The sequence below is a fragment of the Streptomyces sp. NBC_00158 genome, from assembly GCF_045160885.1.
Classification (GTDB): domain Bacteria; phylum Actinomycetota; class Actinomycetes; order Streptomycetales; family Streptomycetaceae; genus Streptomyces.
The window spans coordinates 6,764,371-6,782,207 of the sequence record NZ_CP108161.1; the positions used below are offsets into that span (position 1 = coordinate 6,764,371).

Annotated in this window: 17 protein-coding genes and 1 pseudogene; 12 read left to right on the plus strand and 6 right to left on the minus strand. The window is 71.0% G+C overall.

Annotation, left to right across the window (positions count from 1 at the left end):
* The first annotated feature begins 17 nt into the window (after positions 1-17).
* From OG553_RS30990 to OG553_RS31025, 8 genes and pseudogenes are all read left to right on the plus strand, one after another.
* The gene (locus tag OG553_RS30990) at positions 18-467 is read left to right on the plus strand and encodes a universal stress protein (protein ID WP_405982144.1); all 450 of its coding nucleotides are present in this window, start codon (positions 18-20) and stop codon (positions 465-467) included.
* A 132-nt stretch (positions 468-599) separates the two neighbouring features.
* On the plus strand, positions 600-902 hold the full coding sequence (locus tag OG553_RS30995; RefSeq protein ID WP_405982145.1) for a DUF1801 domain-containing protein: 303 nt from the start codon (positions 600-602) through the stop codon (positions 900-902).
* Positions 903-1,298: 396 nt separating this feature from the next.
* Positions 1,299-3,740 carry a phosphoenolpyruvate synthase gene (gene ppsA, locus OG553_RS31000; protein WP_405982146.1) on the plus strand — a complete coding sequence of 814 codons (2,442 nt, stop codon included), beginning with the start codon at positions 1,299-1,301 and terminating at the stop codon, positions 3,738-3,740.
* Positions 3,741-3,783: 43 nt separating this feature from the next.
* Positions 3,784-4,281, plus strand: coding sequence for a flavodoxin domain-containing protein (locus OG553_RS31005; protein WP_405982147.1), 498 nt, complete (start codon positions 3,784-3,786; stop codon positions 4,279-4,281).
* A gap of 42 nt (positions 4,282-4,323) precedes the next feature.
* Entirely contained in the window at positions 4,324-4,920 is a 597-nt protein-coding gene (locus OG553_RS31010) for a hypothetical protein (protein WP_405982148.1), read from the plus strand.
* A 134-nt stretch (positions 4,921-5,054) separates the two neighbouring features.
* A complete protein-coding gene (locus OG553_RS31015) occupies positions 5,055-5,339 on the plus strand; it encodes a DUF1876 domain-containing protein (protein ID WP_405982149.1) in 285 nt (94 codons plus the stop codon).
* A gap of 112 nt (positions 5,340-5,451) precedes the next feature.
* Positions 5,452-6,294: pseudogene (locus OG553_RS31020) on the plus strand (ABC transporter ATP-binding protein); the annotation flags it as partial.
* Positions 6,291-7,112 carry an ABC transporter permease subunit gene (locus tag OG553_RS31025; RefSeq protein WP_405982150.1) on the plus strand — a complete coding sequence of 274 codons (822 nt, stop codon included), beginning with the start codon at positions 6,291-6,293 and terminating at the stop codon, positions 7,110-7,112. The pseudogene OG553_RS31020 and the gene OG553_RS31025, both read left to right, overlap by 4 nt.
* Positions 7,113-7,130: 18 nt before the next feature.
* Here the strand turns inward: OG553_RS31025 and OG553_RS31030 are convergent, their stop codons facing one another.
* Positions 7,131-9,491 carry a phosphoketolase gene (locus OG553_RS31030; protein WP_405982151.1) on the minus strand — a complete coding sequence of 787 codons (2,361 nt, stop codon included), beginning with the start codon at positions 9,489-9,491 and terminating at the stop codon, positions 7,131-7,133.
* 238 nt (positions 9,492-9,729) lie between these two features.
* Between OG553_RS31030 and OG553_RS31035 the strand changes: the two genes are divergently transcribed.
* On the plus strand, positions 9,730-10,605 hold the full coding sequence (locus OG553_RS31035) for a universal stress protein (protein WP_405982152.1): 876 nt from the start codon (positions 9,730-9,732) through the stop codon (positions 10,603-10,605).
* A 67-nt stretch (positions 10,606-10,672) separates the two neighbouring features.
* Here the strand turns inward: OG553_RS31035 and OG553_RS31040 are convergent, their stop codons facing one another.
* On the minus strand, positions 10,673-11,380 hold the full coding sequence (locus OG553_RS31040; protein ID WP_405982153.1) for a response regulator: 708 nt from the start codon (positions 11,378-11,380) through the stop codon (positions 10,673-10,675).
* Between the two features lie 274 nt (positions 11,381-11,654).
* Between OG553_RS31040 and OG553_RS31045 the strand changes: the two genes are divergently transcribed.
* A complete protein-coding gene (locus tag OG553_RS31045; RefSeq protein WP_405982154.1) occupies positions 11,655-11,981 on the plus strand; it encodes an STAS domain-containing protein in 327 nt (108 codons plus the stop codon).
* 7 nt (positions 11,982-11,988) lie between these two features.
* A complete protein-coding gene (locus OG553_RS31050; protein WP_405982155.1) occupies positions 11,989-12,438 on the plus strand; it encodes a pyridoxamine 5'-phosphate oxidase family protein in 450 nt (149 codons plus the stop codon).
* Between the two features lie 14 nt (positions 12,439-12,452).
* Here OG553_RS31050 and OG553_RS31055 read toward each other — a convergent pair whose 3' ends face one another.
* Positions 12,453-14,135: a GAF domain-containing protein gene (locus tag OG553_RS31055; protein WP_405982156.1), complete on the minus strand. Its 1,683-nt coding sequence runs from the start codon at positions 14,133-14,135 to the stop codon at positions 12,453-12,455.
* Positions 14,136-14,407: 272 nt separating this feature from the next.
* Here OG553_RS31055 and ppk2 point away from each other — a divergent pair, with 272 nt between their 5' ends.
* A complete protein-coding gene (gene ppk2, locus OG553_RS31060) occupies positions 14,408-15,202 on the plus strand; it encodes a polyphosphate kinase 2 (RefSeq protein ID WP_405982157.1) in 795 nt (264 codons plus the stop codon).
* Positions 15,203-15,224: 22 nt separating this feature from the next.
* On the opposite strand, the gene OG553_RS31065 is transcribed toward ppk2, so the two are convergent.
* The 3 genes from OG553_RS31065 to OG553_RS31075 all read right to left on the minus strand — a co-directional run bounded on the left by OG553_RS31065 (position 15,225) and on the right by OG553_RS31075 (position 17,827).
* Positions 15,225-16,217, minus strand: a complete 993-nt coding sequence (locus tag OG553_RS31065) for an Acg family FMN-binding oxidoreductase (protein WP_405982158.1) — start codon at positions 16,215-16,217, stop codon at positions 15,225-15,227.
* Between the two features lie 24 nt (positions 16,218-16,241).
* Positions 16,242-17,120: a universal stress protein gene (locus tag OG553_RS31070; protein WP_405982159.1), complete on the minus strand. Its 879-nt coding sequence runs from the start codon at positions 17,118-17,120 to the stop codon at positions 16,242-16,244.
* Between the two features lie 110 nt (positions 17,121-17,230).
* Positions 17,231-17,827, minus strand: a complete 597-nt coding sequence (locus tag OG553_RS31075) for a CBS domain-containing protein (protein ID WP_405982160.1) — start codon at positions 17,825-17,827, stop codon at positions 17,231-17,233.
* Positions 17,828-17,837 lie beyond the last annotated feature (10 nt).

The following is a 17,837-nucleotide window of genomic DNA, read 5'->3' on the forward strand; positions in this document are numbered from 1 at the left end:
TTGGAAGGGTGAACGGAATGGACAGGCAGCATGAGGCTCCGCGGATCGTGGTGGGCGTCGATGGATCGCTCTCGTCCCAGGCCGCGCTGCGCTGGGCGGTCCGGTACGCAGACCTGGTGAGCGGGCGAGTGGAGGCGGTCGCAGCATGGGACCTGCCCGGTGCCGCATCGTGGTCGGCGCCGGCGGTGGACACCACGTTCGACGAGGAGGAAGCCGAGCGCCGGCTGGTCGAGGAGGTCCGCACGGTTCTCGGCGAGGACGGCGCCTCCTCCGTGCACCAACGCCTCGTACGCGGCAATCCGGTCGACGTCCTGGTCGATGCGGCACAGGGTGCGGACATGCTCGTCGTGGGCAGCCGCGGACGCGGCGGCTTCAGCCGAGCCCTGCTCGGTTCGGTGAGTCATCAGACGGCGCTGCACGCGCCATGTCCGATCACCATCGTCCGGGCGGACGTGCCAGTCCAGTAGCCCCACCCCAGGCCGACACGTACCTCAACGGCAGCGACCGGGTGGCCGCCCCTACCGTGTGCGAAAGCCGGCGAGGCGGGCCCTACACGGGACGTTGACGGCTACCTGACCGAGGTTCCTGGGGAACGCAGGGTGGCGCTGACCGAGGTGCGGCAGCTGTGCCGTGAAGAGCTGGTCGGCTTCGACGAGGTCATGGCCTACGGGATGCCCGCATACGAGCGCGACGGCGCCTGTGAGATCGCGTTTGCCAGCCAGAAGCAGTACATCTCCTTCGACCTCATGCGCAGTGATGTCCGCGAAGCGTTCGAGGAACGGCTGGCCGAGCAGGACATGGGCAAGGGCTGCCTGCGGTTCCGCAGGTCGGAGAGCATCGATTTTGCCCTGTTGTGTGACCTCCTCAAGGCCACCGCTGTCCGACCCGGCAAGATCTGCTGACCCTTCCACGTCCTCGCAGTGGCCATCGGCGTCGTGGCACGGGTGGACGACGTGTTCGTGCTGATGGCCCTGAGCAGGGCGAATACGCTCGTGCCGCGATCCGGGGCGGCCACCTCGGTACCGGGTCCTGGGCCGATCGGCCCCGTACCGCAGCGGCCCACTCGGCCCCGCGTGAATGGCCCCCTCGGCACTGCGGCCCCTCTGGCCTGCCGCGTGATCGTGGAACTCGGACGCCATCCCGGCGTCGCCTTCCGAAGAGGGTGACCACGATGCAGCGCATTCGGATCCAGACCCGGCCCAAGCAGCCTCACAAGCCCGCCCCGCTGGATCTGCGCACGCCGTCCGGCCGCCCCCTGCCGTACTGATCCCCGCTGATACGCAGCCCCGGAGGACGTCATGGGACACACGCGACGCGTCGTACCGTTCACCGAACTCGGCCGGGGCGACGTCGGCAGAGTCGGCGGCAAGAACGCCTCCCTGGGCGAACTGACCAGACGACTGACCGACGCGGGCCTGCAGGTGCCGCCCGGCTTCGCCACGACCGCCGACGCCTACGAGGAACTGCTCAGCGGTCACGGCCTGCGCACCCGCATCCAGGACCAGCTCGACCGGCTCCACGACGGTGTCGCGCTCGAAGACGTCGGCGCGGGCATCCGCTCACTGATCATGGGCGAGCCCCTGCCCGAAGCCCTGACGGCCGAGATCGTCGCCGCGTACGAGGAGCTCGGCCTAGAGCTCGGCCGCTCCGACCCGGAGGTCGCCGTACGCAGCAGTGCCACCGCCGAGGACCTGCCGGAGGCCAGTTTCGCCGGACAGCAGGACACCTACCTGAACGTGAGCGGCGCCGTGCAACTGGTGGACGCGGTGCACCGCTGCTTCGCGTCCCTCCACACCGACCGTGCGATCGACTACCGGGAGCGGATGGGCTTCGACCACCTCCAGGTAGCCCTCTCCGTCGGCGTCCAGGTCATGGTCCGTTCAGATCTCGCCGGAGCCGGGGTGATCTTCACCCTCGATCCCGAGAGCGGCTTCCCGAACGTCGTCGTGGTCAGTGCGGCCTGCGGGCTGGGCGAGACGGTGGTCAGCGGACAGACCGACCCCGACGAGTACACCGTCTTCAAGCCCGGCCTCAAGGACCCGGCCCTGAACCCCGTCATCGACGTGCGGATCGGCGCCAAGCGCCGCAAGGCCGTCTATGCGGAACGCGGGCTGACCGACACCGTCGACACCACCCCCGAGGAGCAGGCCCGGCCGGTCCTGACCGACGCCGAGGTGCGGCAGCTCGCCGAGTGGGCGGTTGCCGTCGAGGAGCACTACGGCTGCCCGATGGACCTGGAGTGGGCGAAGGACGGCATCACCGGCGACCTGGCGATCGTCCAGGCCCGGCCGGAGACCGTGCAGTCCCGTCGGCGCACCACGACCCTGCGGCGCTGCCGCCTGACCTCCGCCCCGGGCGACGCCCTGGCCGAGGGCATCGCGGTGGGCGAAGCCATCGGAGCGGGCACCGTGTGCCGCATGGACACGCCGGTGGACCTGGAACGCTTCCCGGCCGGAGCCGTACTCGTCACCTCGATCACCGACCCGGACTGGGAACCGGTCATGAAGCGCGCCGCTGCCATCGTCACCGACCACGGCGGCCGCACCTCACACGCCGCCATCGTCAGCCGGGAACTCGGCGTGCCGGCGGTCGTCGGCACCGGGAACGCCACCGCGACCCTGCGCGACGGCGCCGCCGTCACCGTCTCGTGCACCGAAGGCAGCCGGGGCAAGGTCTACGCGGGCCGTCTCCCGTACGAGGAGACCGAGACGGACCTGTCCGCGCTGCCCGTCACCCGCACCCGGGTGATGCTCAACCTCGCCGACCCGTCCGCCGCATTCCGCTGGTGGCGGCTGCCCGCGGACGGCGTGGGCCTGGCCCGCCTGGAGTTCATCGTCGCCCACCAGGTCAAGGTGCACCCCATGGCCCTCCTCCATCCAGAGCGCCTGGATGCCTCCGACCGCTGCGCCGTCGACCAGCTCACCGAGGGCTACCTCGACCGCGGCCGGTACTTCACCGACCGCCTCGCGTACGGCATCGCCCGGATCGCCTCCTCCCGCTGGCCCGACCCCGTCGTCGTCCGCACCAGCGACTTCAAGACCAACGAGTACGCCAAGCTCCTCGGCGGCCGCCCCTTCGAACCGGTGGAAGCCAACCCGATGATCGGATGGCGTGGCGCCAGCCGCTACTACAGCGACGGCTACCGGGAAGGATTCGCCCTCGAATGCCAGGCCCTGCGCCGGGTGCGCGAGGAGATGGGCCTGACCAACGTGATCGTCATGATCCCGTTCTGCCGCACTCTCGAAGAGGCCGACAAGGTCCTCGATGTAATGGCGGCTGAGGGACTGCTGCGCGGCGAGAACGGCCTCAAGGTCTACGTGATGGCCGAGATCCCCGCCAACATCCTCCTCGCCCAGGACTTCGCCGAGCGGTTCGACGGCTTCTCCATCGGTAGCAACGACCTCACCCAGCTCACCCTCGGAGTCGACCGCGACTCCGAAGCCCTGGCCCACGTCTTCGACGAGAACGACCCGGCCGTCACCACCCTCATCCGGATCCTCCTCCCACGGGTCCAGACCCTGGGACGTCCGGTCGGCCTGTGCGGACAGCGGCCCAGCGACGACCCGGCCTACGCCGCCGTCCTCGTCCGCGCCGGCATCGACTCGATCTCCGTCGCCCCCGACAGCTTCGCCGCCGTCAAGCAGCACGTCGCCGCCGCCGAGGAGAGCCGCTACGGGGAGGACCGAACGGCCCCCATCGGGATCCGTCCGGCCCAAGCGGACCAGCCGTCGGCCGCGTGACAGTGGCATCAGACCCGCACAACGGAATCAAGGAGCACCCGCCATGAGCACCAAGCGAGTCCTGGTCGCCTACGGCACCAAGCACGGAGCCACCGCAGGCATCGCCGAACAGATCGGCAAGACCCTCCGCGAGGACGGTCTCGACGCCGTCGTGCTGCCCGCCGACGACGTCCACGACGTCCGCGCCTACGACGCCGTCGTCCTCGGCGGCTCCCTCTACGCCGGCCACTGGAGCAGCAAGGCCAAGCACTGCGCGGAACGCAACGCCGAATCCCTCCGGCACCGCCCGGTGTGGATGTTCAGCAGCGGCCCCCTCGACCGCTCCGCCGAGGAACACGACATCCCCCCGGTCTCCGCGGTCGCCCGGGAGATGCAGCTGATCGGCGCGCGTGAGCACATGACCTTCGGTGGCAGCATCACGGCCCACACCCCGGGCTTCCTCGCCAAGGCACTGACCCGCCAGGGCAAGGGCGGAGACTTCCGCAACCCCGAGCGGATCCAGGACTGGGCCCACCACATCAGCGCCGAGCTCGCGGCCTGAAGGGACGGCCCGGCTCGGCACGCACCAGCACGGAGGCGTGCCATGCACCACCGGACGAAAGGGGCGGGGGCCAACCCGCTCAGGCGGGATGCCGACCGCACCCGGACCCACATGCATGCCGCCTTCGCGCTGACCTGCCTCTTGGCCCTCTTCGTCGGTTTCGCCCTCGGGCGGGCCGCCTGGACGGACGGCCACCGCACCGCCGAGAACATCGCGCGACACCGGCACACCGTGACGGCCACCACGGTCAGTGAGACCACCTACCGGGCGGGGGACCAGCCGAGCAGCCGGCCGGTCACCGTGGCGACCGCCACGTGGCACTACCCGTCGCAGCAACCGCACACGGAAGCCATTCCCGTTCCGGCAGGCACCCGGAACGGTGGCACGGTCCGTGTGTGGGTCGACGAAGACGGCCGTGCGGCCAGCGCGCCGCCCCGCCCGGCCGACATCGGTGTGAACGCGGTGGGCATCGGCGTCGGAGCGCTGGCCGGGATCGTGCTCGTCGGCGGCGCTCTTGTCGCCGTGCGCCTGCGCATCGTGGACGCGCGCAGCGCACGGTCCTGGGAATCCGAGTGGGCAGGCATCGAGCCCCTCTGGTCAGGACGCCTGCGCCCCGGACAGGGAGCCGACGATGACTGAGACCGCCGCCGCCCCGGACCTGATGCCGGACACCGCGCCGGATCTCCTGGAGCCCCTTCCTCTTCTCCGCCGTGGCGCCCGGGCTGGCACCCCGGCGACACCACCGCTACTCCTGATCCGAACGGAGGCACACCATGTCGCACACGAGCGAATGGAAGACCCACCTCTACCTCTTCGAGGAAGAGCACACGACCAAGGTCCGCGTCGAACTCGACACCGGCACCACGCGTCTCACGGGCCACGGCACCGCACGCTGCAACCCGGCGGACAAGGACGTGCCCGAGATCGGCGACGAACTCGCGGCCGCCCGGGCCCTGGAGAACCTGGCGGAACAGCTCAAGCGCACCGCCTACGGGGATATGACAGCATCCGGGGCCGCACCGCAGCGCGCTCCCCTCATGGCCTACGACCTTGGATGAGTGGGCGGGTCTCCGGCAGCGGGCTCAGACTGGATCCATGACTGACGGGCCGGCGATCGAGCTGACCGGACTGACCAAGAGGTACGGTCCGGTGGTGGGCGTCGACCGCCTGAGCCTCACGGTGAGACCAGGTGAGGTGTTCGGCTTCCTCGGCCCGAACGGCGCGGGGAAGACGACCACGCTCCGGTGTCTCACCGGGCTGCTCCGGCCCAGCGAGGGACGTGTTCGCGTGCTCGGGCTGGATCCGATCACCGATCACCGAAGGGTGGCCCCGCACCTGGGGTACCTGCCGGGCGAACTGCGCCTGTACCCGGAACTCTCCGGAGCAGAGACGCTCGATCTGCTGTCCGCGCTCCAGGGAGCCCCCGTGTCCCGCCGCGGCGAGCTGTGCGACCGGCTGGGGCTGACGCCCGCGGTCCTCGCCCGCCCCGTCGGGGGCTACTCGCGGGGCATGAAGCAGAAGCTCGGGCTGGTGCAGGCGATGCAACACGACCCGCACCTGGTGGTGCTCGACGAACCCACCGAGGGACTCGACCCGTTGGTCCAGGAGACGTTCTTCGCGCTGCTGGGCGAGGCGGCCGCCGCCGGACGCACCGTCCTGCTCTCCAGCCACATCCTGCCGGAGGTGCAACGCACGTGCGAGCGGGTGGCGATCATCCGAGGCGGGCAGCTGGTGACGGTCCAGAGCGTGGCCGGCCTGCGCGAGGCCCGTGCCCGACGGATCCGCCTGTCCTTCGCGGACGGACAGGGGGCCCGGCCCCTGGGCGACGCCCAGCGTTGGGACCCGCGTTGGCAAGGGGACCGGGTGGAGCTGCTCGTACCGCCGAGTGAGGTGGTGGGCGCGCTGCGCACGCTGCTCGGCCTGGCGGTGGCCGACGTCACGGTGGAGGAAGCCGGGCTGGACGAGGCCTTCATGGATCTGTACCGAAACGGCGCCGTGCGGGAGGGGCTATGAGACGGCGATGGCCCCTGCTGTGGCTCGCCCTGTACCGGCGGCGCCGGATGCTGGTAGCGCTGATCATCGGGATGGTCGTCTTCGAGGCGCTCATCGTGGTGGTCGCCAACGCCATACCTCCGGGCCAGCTCTTCTCCGCGGGCGGGAAGGGACCGCCCTCGGCCTACCGGGCCTTCAGCGGATCCAACGGAGACGTATCGATCGCCAGCTACGCCGGGTTGCTGGGCGCCGGCCTCACCCACCCGTTCTGGATCGCCATGCAGCTCACCGCGATCGGTTCGCTCGCCGCGGCCGCCGTGGCAGCGGACGTGGAATCCGGGACCGTGGAGCTGGTCATGGTGCGTCCCGTCAGCCGTACCCGGCTGCTGGCCGAACGGACCGCCGCACTCGTGCTCGCGGCCCTGGCCCTGAACCTGGCAGCGACCCTCACGGTGGCGGCCGGAGTGGCGCTGTCACCGGACATCCACCGTGCGGTGCCGCTCGGCGGGGTGTTCGCCGCCGGGGTCATGGGCCTCGGCTTCGCCCTGTGCCTGATCGGGCCGGCGATGGCAGTGTCGGCGGCGGGACGACGGAGGGCCCAGGTGGTCGGCGCGACCATCGCGATCGGAGCCGTGGGATTCGCCGTCAACTTCATCGCCCTGGCCTGGTCGCCGGCAGCCCCACTGAGGTTCCTCAGCCCGTTTCACTACTACGCCCCGGGTGATGCCCTGGCCGAAGGCGGCGTGCTCTGGCCCCAGCTCGGGATCCTCATCGGAACGGGAGTGCTGGGCATCCTGTTGGCCCAGATGCTGCTCCAGCGCCGGGACCTCGCGCCGTGAGCACAGCTGCCTCCGTGATCAATAGGGCCAGGACCAGTCCGCGACCTCCGGCAGGTCGGTGCCGTGCTCGCGGATCCAGCTGTGGTGGCGGACGCGCTGGTCGGCCATGGCCTGGCGCAGTCCCTCGGCGCGGCCGGCCAGGTCCGGGACGCGGTCGATGACGTCCATGACGAGCCGGTACCGGTCGAGGTCGTTGCGCACGACCATGTCGAAGGGGGTGGTCGTCGTGCCGGACTCCTTGTACCCGCGGACGTGCAGGTTCGGGTGGCCGGTGCGGCGGTAGGCGAGGCGGTGGATCAGCCACGGATAGCCGTGGTAGGCGAAGACCACCGGCTTGTCGGTGGTGAAGAGGGAGTCGTACTCGGTATCGGTCATTCCGTGCGGGTGTTCCTCGTGGGGCATCAGGCGGGCGATGTCCACGACGTTGACGACTCGGACGGCCAGCGACGGGAGGTGCTCGCGCAGGAGGGCCGTGGCGGCGAGGACCTCCATGGTGGGTACGTCGCCGGCGCATGCGAGTACGACGTCCGGTTCGCGGGAGCCGTGGTCCGTCCCCGCCCACTCCCAGATGCCGGCGCCCCGCGTGACGTGGACGAGGGCCTCGTCGACGGACAGCCAGTCGAAGGAGGGCTGCTTACCGGCGACGATCACGTTGACCTGGTCGCGGCTGCGCAGGGCGTGATCGGCCACGGCGAGGAGGGTGTTGGCGTCCGGCGGCAGATAGACCCGCACGACCTCGGGGCTCTTGTTGAGGACGTGGTCGACGAACCCGGGGTCCTGGTGGGAGAAGCCGTTGTTGTCCTGGCGCCAGACGTGTGAGGTGAGAAGGTAGTTGAGGGAGGCGATGGGCGCACGCCAGGGCAGGTCGCGCGAGGTCTTCAGCCACTTGATGTGCTGCCCGACCATGGAGTCGACGATGTGGGCGAAGGCCTCGTAGGTGGAGAAGAGTCCGTGACGGCCGGTGAGGAGGTACCCCTCCAGCCAGCCCTGGCAGACGTGTTCGGACAGGATCTCCATGACGCGGCCGGTGCGGGACAGGTTCGTGTCCGTGGCCTCCGTCAGCCCCTGCCAGGCCTTGCCGGTGACGTCGTACAGGTCGTCCAGCCGGTTCGAGGCGGTCTCGTCCGGACCGACGACCCTGAAGTCCCGCCGCTCGGCGGTGTCGCGCATGATCTGGCTGAGGAAGCGTCCGAGGACCCGCGTCGGTTCGTGGAGGCTGCTGCCAGGCTTGTCGACGTGGACGGCGTACGCACCGAGGTCCGTCAGCGGCAGCGGCCGCAGCAGTCGGCCGCCGTTGGCGTACGGGACGGCGCCCAGGCGGCGCTCGCCATGAGGGACGCACGCGAGCACCCGTTCGGAGGGCCGCCCGTCGGCGTCGAAGAGCTCCTCCGGCCGGTAAGAACGCAGCCAGGTCTCCAGCTGCTTCAGGTGTGCGGGGTTCTCCCGCACACCGGCGAGCGGGACCTGGTGCGACCGCCACGTGCCCTCGACCGGGTCGCCGTCGACGGTGGCGGGGCCGGTCCAGCCCTTGGGGGTGCGCAGCACGATCACCGGCCAGCGCGCGTGCTCCCGGCCCGGATCGGTGCCCGCCGTCCGGGCCTCGCGCTGGATGGCCGCGATGCGGTCCAGGGCCTCGTCCATCGCGCGGGCCATGGCCCGGTGCACCAGGGCGGGGTCGCTGCCGGTCACGTACAGCGGGTCGTGCCCGTAGCCGCGCAGCAGCGCGTCGAGCTCGGCCTCGGGGATCCGGGACAGCACCGTCGGGTTGGCGATCTTGTAGCCGTTGAGGTGCAGGATCGGCAGGACCGCGCCGTCATGGACCGGGTCGAGGAACTTGTTGGAGTGCCAGGACGCGGCCAGCGGCCCCGTTTCGGCCTCACCGTCCCCGATGACGCAGGCGACCAGCAGGCCGGGGTGGTCGAAGGCGGCTCCGTAGGCGTGGGCGAGGGCGTATCCGAGCTCGCCGCCTTCATGGACGGAACCGGGCGTCTCGGGGGCCACGTGGCTCGGCACTCCGCCCGGGAAGGAGAACTGCCGGAACAGCGCGCCCATGCCGGCAGCGTCCCGCGTGACGTCCGGGTAGGTCTCGGTGTACGTGCCCTCCAGCCAGGAGTTGGCGAGAACGGCGGGACCGCCGTGGCCCGGACCCCAGACGCACAGAGCGTCCAGCGAACGGTCCTCGATCACGCGGTTGAGGTGGGTGTGGACGAGGTTCAGACCGGGGGAAGTGCCCCAGTGGCCGAGCAGCCGCGGCTTGATGTGCTCCGGCCGCAGCGGCTCGGTGAGCAGGGGGTTGTCCATGAGGTAGATCTGGCCGACTGCCAGATAGTTGGCGGCGCGCCAGTGCGCGTCGAGCTCCGAGACGGGGTACGAGGTCATGGCCGCTCCTGAGTGCGACGGTCCGGGACGTTCGTCGACTGAGCCGATCCCTCCACACTGCCCTCCCCGAGGGGGCCGCCGCGAGGGGAGGACCGGCCCTGGGCGAGGGACTGTTGGCCCCTGTGTGCCAGGGCGCCCAGCCGGGAGAGTGAGGTCGGCGGTGCCGGTCTCCCCCGGCCGGCGCCGCTCCCTGCCGACCGACCCCCGATGCTCCGGCATCAGTACGGAGGACAGACTCGTGAAGCGCACCCTGGTTGTCGGAGTGGACGGATCCCCTCAGAGCCGGGCCGCGGCGGACTGGGCCGCACAGGAGGCCGTACGCCGTGACCTGCCCCTGCACGTGGTTCATGCCTGGCTGTGGGCGCCGCTCGCCGCCCCGATCGTCCAGGACCGCGACACCGAAGCCCGCCGCGCCGACGACGTCCTCAAGGAGGTCGGGGGCGAGCTCACCCACCGGTACCCGGGATTGGACCTCACCGCGGAAGTGCTCTGCGATGTGCCCGTGCCGGCCCTGCTGCACGCCGCCAAGGACGCGGAGATGCTGGTGATCGGCTCTCGCGGGCACGGAGCGCTGGTCGGTTTCCTGCTTGGCTCCTACGGCCGGCAGGTGATCGGCGCCGCGGAGTGCCCCGTCGTGTCCGTACGCTCCGCGCACGGCAGGCCGGTCGCCGTGCCGGAGGAGGGCGAGGTCGTCGTCGGGCAGCAGGGCGGCGTGCAGGAGTCCGCCGAGGTACTGCGCGTCGCCTTCGAGGCGGCCGCGGCACGCAGGGTGCCGCTCCGTGCGGTCCGCGCGTGGAGCCTGCCGCCGGTCTTCGGGTACAGCCCCGGGTCGATGTGGATCGCCGACCAGTTCGGTGGCCTGGAGCCCTACGAGAAGGCCGCGCTGGAGCAGGCGCTGGAGCCGTGGCGGGTGAAGTACCCGCAGGTCGAAGTCGTCGCGCAGGTGGAGCAGGGCAGCGGCGGCCACGTGCTGCTGGCCGCCGCCTCCGACGCGCAACTGCTCGTCGTCGGCCGCCGGGTCCGCGAGTCGGCGATGGGGGCGCACATCGGGTCCGTGGCCCAAGCCGTCCTGCACCACTCGGCGTGTCCTGTGGTGGTGGTCCCTCACCCCTGACCCGGCCCGGGGCGGGTGGGAGAGCCGGGCACGCGACGGTACGGCGTGCCCGGCTCCCGGCTCCCGGCTATTCGGCGGCCGGCACCGGGCGCTGGCTCGGCGGGACCAGCGTATGGCTGGCGATCACAGCTGCCTGGACGCGGCCCTCCACGCCCAGCTTGGTGAACAGCCGCGAGACGATGTTCTTGACGGTCTTCTCGGCGAGGTACAGCCGCTTGCCGATCTCCCGGTTGGTGAGCCCCTCGCTGACCATGACGAGGACCTCCTTCTCCCGCTCGGTGAAGCCGGGGAGGCCGGGGACCTGCTCCTCCTTGGGCACGTCACCGCGCATACGGGCCATCAGCCGGGTCGTGGCTCCGGGATCGAGCATGGACTGGCCGGCCGCGACCGTGCGGACGGCGGTGACCAGGTCGGTGCCGGTGATCTGCTTCAGCACGTAACCGGAGGCGCCCGCCATCACCGCGTCCAGCAGTGCCTCCTCGTCATCGAACGAGGTGAGCATCAGGCAGGCCAGCTCGGGCATCCGCGAGCGCAGCTCCCGGCACACGCTCACCCCGTCGCCGTCCTGGAGCCGTACGTCCAGGATCGCCACCTGGGGGCGCAGCGCGGGGACGCGGACCAGGGCCTGTTCCGCCGTGCCCGCCTCACCGACCACGTTCAGGTCGGGCTCCGCGTCCAGCAGATCGTGCACCCCGCGGCGCACGACTTCATGGTCGTCGAGAAGGAAGACCGTGATCGGCGTCTTGGCGGGGGAGGGACCACCGCTGTCGGTCATGACGCAACTCCTTCGGCTGGGTCCGTCCGGGGCGCACGAACTTCAGCATCCTGCATGCCGAAGGGGCCGAACGGACAGGGCCGATGGGCCCTCATTCACCCGCCAGGCGCTCATTCACCCGCTTCCCCGCGGAGGGAGGCGCCATGGGAGAGGGACCTTCGGCCCTGCACGGGGGGCATGTGGACCTTCCCGGGCCGGACCGCGTGCGGTGAGCTGGTGCCGCACGGGGAAAGGAGCGGCTCGACCGCAGAGCCGCACGCAGCGTGGAGGTTCCATGACGACCACCTTGATCGACCTGAAGACCGCAGTGAGGAGCGACGGCGACGTGGGCGTCACCTTGGCCGGAGAGCTCGACTTCCACACGGCAGGGCAGGTGGAGCCGCGCCTCACCGAACTTGCCGCATCCGGTCGGCACAGCCTCGTCCTGGACCTGACCGGGATCTCCTTCTGCGACAGCGCGGGCATCGGCCTCTTCCTGCGCGTGCACCACCGCTGCCACTCGGCCGGAACCCGTCTCCGGCTGCGTGGCGTGCCGCCTCTGGTGGCCAAGTCGATGCGGGTGCTCGGCGCCGACCGCGAACTGGGACTCACGGCGCCCTGATGACGACATGACGGCCACCCGGCGCATGCGGGAGCTCGACAGGGCAGAGGCGCTGAGACTGATGGCGGCGGTGTCCCTGGGACGCATCGTCTTCACGCAGCAGGCGCTGCCGGCAGTCCGCCCGGTCAGCCATCTCGTCGACGGCGAGGACATCGTCGTGCGGATCCACGCCGGTGGGGCGCTCGCCTCCCTGGTGGCCCCGGCCGATGTCACCGGTGTGGTCGTCGCCTACGAAGCGGACGACATCGACCCCGTCACGCACCTCGGCTGGAGCGTCGTCGTCACCGGCTTCGCGCGGCCGGTGACCGACGCCGAGGAGGAGGCCCGATTCGCTTCCCTGCTGCGCCCGTGGGCGGGACGGCCGATGATCGGCACCCTGCGGATCCGCCCCGACCTCGTCACCGGATTCCGGCTGGAAGCGGAGCGGACGCTGCCGGGGGCGGCCCGGCCAGGGTGATCGCGTAGGGGCCGTCAGCCGCCGGTGGGGAGCGGAGCCCGCCAGACCAGCCGACTTCCCCCCGCGTCGGGGGCGTCCACGGTGAAGGTGCCGCCCAGGCCCCGCGCCCGGTCGTCGAGGTTGCGCAGACCGCTTCTGCGGCCTTGGGCCGGGATGCCCCTGCCGTTGTCGGAGACCGTCAGCACGATCTCGCCCGGTTCCGCCTTGAGGGCCACGGCGACCCGGGTCGCCCCCGCGTGGCGCGCGGCGTTGCTCAGGAGCTCGCCCAGTGCCGCCATGACGTGGTCGGCGATTTCGGAGGGCACGTCCGTGTCGAGCAGGCCCTCCATGCTCAGGCGCGGTGGATGGCCGAGGGCGGTGGCCGCGTCGCCTACGGCCCTGGCGGCACGGGCCCGCAGACCCGGCCCGCTTTCGCGGTCCTTGGTGCGGAGGCCGAAGATCGTAGAACGGATGATCTTGATGGTCTCGTCCAGGTCGTCGACCGCACGGCTGACGCGCTCGGCGGCCCCCTCGTGCTCGACGAGGCGGGCAGCGCTCTGGAGGGTCATGCCGGTGGCGAAGAGCCGCTGGATGGCCAGGTCGTGCAGGTCACGTGCGATGCGGTCGCGCTCCTCCAGCAGTGCTATCTGCTCCGCGTCCCGGCGCCGCTCCGCCAGCTCCAAGGCGATCGCCGCCTGCCCGGCGAAGGCCACGAGAGGCTCGAGCTCGTTCTCGCCGAAGGCGGGCTCGCCGGCCGGCCGAGCGAGCAGCAGTACGCCCCTGCTGTCGCCGCCGGCGGTGCCCAGAGGGACCGCGACGACGGGGCCCAGCCAGCCCTGGGTCTGGGTGTCGTCCGGGTAGCTGTCGTCGTCCGAGGCGAGTACGGCCGTGACGGGCTGTCCGGTCTGGTGAGCCGCCCCCGAGAGGGTTCCCGCGACGGGGACGACGAGCCCCTGCCTGGTCCTGCCGTCCGGACCGGCCGCGAACTCCACGAACAGCCCTTCAGCCGCGGGAACCGGCATGGAGATGTCAGCGATCCGGGCCCCCGTGATCTCCTGGGCCCGCCGAGCGATGAGCTCCAGCACCGCCGGACGCGAACTGCCCGACAGCAGGCTCTCGGTGATCTCCGCATTGGCCTTCAGCCACCGCTGCTGACGCTGCGCCCCCTCGTAGAGCCGGGCGTTGTCGATCGCCACGCCCGCCGCCACCGAGAGGGTGGAGATCACCGTCTCGTCCTCGGGGTCGAAATCGACCCCGCCCCGCTTGTCGGTCAGATAGAGGTTCCCGAACACCTCTTCCCGCACCCGGATCGGTACGCCGAGGAACGTGCGCATGGGCGGGTGGTGCGGCGGAAACCCGTACGACGACGAGTGCGCGCCGAGATCGGTGAGGCGCAAGGGCTCCGGGTGGCGGATGACCTCGCCGAGCAGACCGTGCCCAGCGGGCAGGGGACCGATTTCGGCGATGGCCTCCTCGGTCAGCCCCACGGTCAGGAACTGCGACAGCGTGCGGCCGTCGGGGCCGATGACACCCAGCGCCCCGTACTCCGCGTCCACGAGCAGGGCCGCGGCTTCCACGATCCGCCGGAGCACCTGGGCCAGATCCAGCTCGCGCCCCACCGAGACGACGGCCTCCAGCAGGCTGTGCACCCGGTCACGGGTGCCGCGCACGGCGTCGATGCGCACTTGGAGTTCGTCGAGCAACTCGTCCAGCCGCATCCTCGGCACCTGCGTCAACGGATCCCCCACACCCACGTGATTCCCCTTCACCGCACGCCCCGTCCGGAGCCAGCGTATCGGCGAGCGCGGGCTTGAGGGGGCATCCTCAGCAGTACTGCGGACGGGGGACACGAACGCCCGGCAGGAGCTGACGTTCATGCTCGTGCCGGCCCCTCGACACACTCGATCGCGCGCGGGTCACCCTTGCACGCGGGGGCATGCCCTGACCGACTTGATCGCAGCACCGGACGGCGAAGTGGAAGGCGGCGGCGATGAGTCTCAAGAAGGCGGCCTACGAGAGGGAGCTGCTGCGGCTCCAGACGGAGCTGGTCAAGCTCCAGGAGTGGACGCGGGCGGAAGGCGCCCGGCTGGTCGTCGTCTTCGAGGGCCGTGACGCCGCGGGCAAGGGAGGCACGATCAAGCGCGTCGCCGAACACCTGAACCCCCGTGTCGCGCGCATCGCAGCCCTGCCCTCACCGACCGAGCGGGAGCGTACCCAGTGGTACTTCCAGCGATATGTCGAGCATCTGCCCGCCGCCGGAGAGATCGTCCTCTTCGACCGCAGCTGGTACAACCGCGCCGGAGTGGAGCACGTCATGGGGTTCTGCACCCCTGCCGAGCACCAGCGCTTCCTGCGCCAGTGCCCGCTGTTCGAGCGGATGCTGGTCGAGGACGGGATCCTGCTGCGCAAGTACTGGTTCTCCGTCAGTGACGCCGTACAGGAGGAGCGGTTCCGGCGTCGCGCGGAGGACCCGCTGCGCAGGTGGAAACTCTCCCCGATGGACCTGGAGTCCCTCACCCGTTGGGAGGCGTACTCGCGGGCCAAGGACGAGATGCTCGTCCACACGGACACCGCCGACGCCCCGTGGTACGTGGTCGAGAGCGACGACAAGCGCAGCGCGCGGATCAACATGATGGCCCACCTGCTGTCCTCGGTTCCCTACGAGGACGTGGCCGTACCGTCGCTGACCTTGCCGCCGAGGCCGCCGTCCACGGGCTACCAGCGGCCGTCCAAGGAGCTGCAGACCGCCGTACCCGACCACGCGGCCACCCTCGGGAAGGATTGAACTGCGGTGGGCGCCGTTGGTGTCACTCCCGGATTTCCAGCACCTCGGTCAACGGGCGGCGGGGTGTGTCGGGGCCTGCGGGGCCGTAGCCGAGGCGGAAGACCATCTGCACGTGTCCCATGGCCGCGACCGGGTCGCGGGCCGTCCAGCGCAACTCCGGCCATTCCAGCGGATGGGACGTCATCGACGTGGTAAGCCCGTCGGCCGTTGCCTGGAGCAGTACGCGCTCCATCGCCTGGCCGGCGCGCAGCCAGTCGGCTCTCGTGTCCCCCGAGGTGCTGAGGAGAGCCAGCTGCGGTCGCTTCTCGAACACGGCCCAGCCTCGATCCGGTATCGGGTTGGCCCAACCGAAGTCGCGTACGGGGGTGGGGCCGCCGGAAGCCTTGGGGCCGAATGCCGCGGCGGGAATGCCGTCGCGACGTGCGCCTGCAGCGCTCTCTGCGGGGGAGGTCCAGGCCGTGGTTTCCGCCCGGGCGAGCGGGTCGATCTCCTCGCGGTGTTCGGCGTCCCGTACGAGCCCGAGCACGGTGTCGATGTGCCAGGTGTCCGGGACGGTGAGCCGGCAGCCCTCCAGGCGGGCCGCGGTCCACAGACCGTCCAACAGTGCGGTCGGTACCGGCTCCTCGCTGAAGGGGTACCGGCTGGTGTGCCGACGCCGGATGGCGTCGTGCAGGGAGGCAAGCCCGCTGTCCGCGCTCGCGGATTCGTCGATGGTCACCGTGGCGAGCAGCCACGGTTCGGCGTTGTCGGGCAGGAGCTGCACACGGACCGGGAGACCGGTCGATGCTGCGGACACGCGCAGGTTGAACAGGGCCGCAGCGCAACCGAGGTGGAGGCTGCGGTGATCCGGGTCGGTTCGGGGCATGGCGCGGTCCGGATCGCCGTACAGGGCGAGGGCGCCGCTGCCGGTGTGGAACACGAACTTCCACGGCTGGGCGTTGTGCATGGACGGGGCGGTGACGGCGTCGCCGACGAGCCGGATGACGGTGTCGGGGTCGAAGTGGGTTGCGGTCACGGGACTGTTCCTGTCTGTGCGTCCTCAGTCGTGCGCCACGACGGCGACCGGTGAGGTGGCGCGGTGCATCACCGCGTGAGTGATCGGGCCTATGTGTGTGCCGAGTGTTGAACGGCGGATGCGCCGGCCGACCACGACGAGTGCCGCGCCGGCCGCCGCGTCCAGGATCTGGATGGCGGGCTGGCCGATGACGGTGCGCGCGTCGACGGCGAGTTGCGGATACTTCTGCTCCCAGGGGCTGAGCAGCTCCTGGAGGGTGGCCTTGAGCCCGTTGGCGATCTCCGCCTCGACGCCGGGGTCGAGTGCGGGAGCGTAGGAGAGGATCGGGGGCGGGGACCAGCCGTGGATGACGACGAGCGGGCAGGCCCGCCGGTCCGCTTCCTCGGAGACGAAGGCAAGGAGCCGATCGCAGTTGCTGCGCAGGTCCACTCCGAGCACGACCGCGCCGCCGTTGCCAGCGTGTCCGGCCGACAGCGCCGGGCTGTCCGTCGGGCGCACGAGGACGACAGGTGTGTCGGTCTCGGGGATGGTGTCCGAACCGGTGGAGCCGACCAAGAATCCGGCGACGGAGCCGAGGCCGCGTGAGCCGAGGACGAGCAGGTCCGCGCCCGCTGCGGCGGATGCGAGGCCGGTGGCCGCGGCGAGCCCCTCGATCCGGCGGACGCTGATGTCGAGCGCGGGGTGGTCGCGCAACAGTTGGTCCCGGGTTTGCCCCAGGAAGTCTTCGGCCCATTGTCGACGCGGTTCGGGCAGCGGTACGGCGAAGGGAGCGTCCTTGGGCCAGTCCTCGACGTGGACGAGTTCCAGTGCGGCGCCGCGGAGTTCGGCCTCGTGGGCGGCCCAGTCGGCGGCGGCGAGGCCGCCACTCGATCCGTCCAGGCCTACCGTGATCCGGTTCGACATGACGTTCCTCCTGGGGTCGGACGGTCGGCTGCTTTCAGGCTCTTCCGTTTGCGGGGCCCGTGGGAGGGCCGAGCGGCCCAACCGGGGGCCAACCGGCCCTCCTCGCCCAGTCAGCTCGGTTCGGCCTCGGCGCAGGTGAGTCTGTTGTCGACGTCGACGACCCCGTCGACGCTCTGACAGAGGCGCAGCACCACGGGCAGCAGCCCGGGCTGTGGCACGGTGCCGCTGAGCGTCACGAGGCCGTCCTCGACTTCGACGGTGATGGCCGAGGGAGCGAGGTGGAGTGTCCGGGTGAGGACGTCCTCGAGGATCTCTTCCTGTATCGCGTGGTCGCGGCGGAGGAAGAGCTGGATCAGATCGCTGCGACTGAGGATGCCGACCACGCGGCCTTCTCCGTCGACGACCGGCAGCCGCTTGACCCGGTGCCGCTGCATGACCCGGGCGGCGCGGACCACGCTCCACTCGGGTCGGGCTGTGACGGCCGGGCTCGTCATCAGTTCCTCGGCTGTTGCAGCACCACCGGCGGGCCGCCGACGGAGAAGGTCGGCTTCGGAGATGACGCCGACCGGGTGCCCGGCTTCGTCGGTCACGGGCATGGCGGTGATGTCGAACTCCTTCAGCAGCCGGGCGATCTCCTTGAACGTGGTCGTGCGCCGGACGGTGACGGCGGTGTGCGTCATCAGGTCCGCGACGCTGCGGTGCCTCATGGCGGTCGTG

Coding starts and splice junctions, on each gene's coding strand:
- OG553_RS30990 (WP_405982144.1), top strand. CDS start 18: ATGGACAGGCAGCATGAGGCTCCGCGGATCGTGGTGGGCGTCGATGGA.
- ppsA (WP_405982146.1), top strand. CDS start 1,299: ATGGGACACACGCGACGCGTCGTACCGTTCACCGAACTCGGCCGGGGC.
- OG553_RS31005 (WP_405982147.1), top strand. CDS start 3,784: ATGAGCACCAAGCGAGTCCTGGTCGCCTACGGCACCAAGCACGGAGCC.
- OG553_RS31010 (WP_405982148.1), top strand. CDS start 4,324: ATGCACCACCGGACGAAAGGGGCGGGGGCCAACCCGCTCAGGCGGGAT.
- OG553_RS31015 (WP_405982149.1), top strand. CDS start 5,055: ATGTCGCACACGAGCGAATGGAAGACCCACCTCTACCTCTTCGAGGAA.
- OG553_RS31025 (WP_405982150.1), top strand. CDS start 6,291: ATGAGACGGCGATGGCCCCTGCTGTGGCTCGCCCTGTACCGGCGGCGC.
- OG553_RS31030 (WP_405982151.1), bottom strand. CDS start 9,491: ATGACCTCGTACCCCGTCTCGGAGCTCGACGCGCACTGGCGCGCCGCC.
- OG553_RS31040 (WP_405982153.1), bottom strand. CDS start 11,380: ATGACCGACAGCGGTGGTCCCTCCCCCGCCAAGACGCCGATCACGGTC.
- OG553_RS31045 (WP_405982154.1), top strand. CDS start 11,655: ATGACGACCACCTTGATCGACCTGAAGACCGCAGTGAGGAGCGACGGC.
- OG553_RS31050 (WP_405982155.1), top strand. CDS start 11,989: ATGACGGCCACCCGGCGCATGCGGGAGCTCGACAGGGCAGAGGCGCTG.
- OG553_RS31055 (WP_405982156.1), bottom strand. CDS start 14,135: ATGCGGCTGGACGAGTTGCTCGACGAACTCCAAGTGCGCATCGACGCC.
- ppk2 (WP_405982157.1), top strand. CDS start 14,408: ATGAGTCTCAAGAAGGCGGCCTACGAGAGGGAGCTGCTGCGGCTCCAG.
- OG553_RS31070 (WP_405982159.1), bottom strand. CDS start 17,120: ATGTCGAACCGGATCACGGTAGGCCTGGACGGATCGAGTGGCGGCCTC.
- OG553_RS31075 (WP_405982160.1), bottom strand. CDS start 17,827: ATGAGGCACCGCAGCGTCGCGGACCTGATGACGCACACCGCCGTCACC.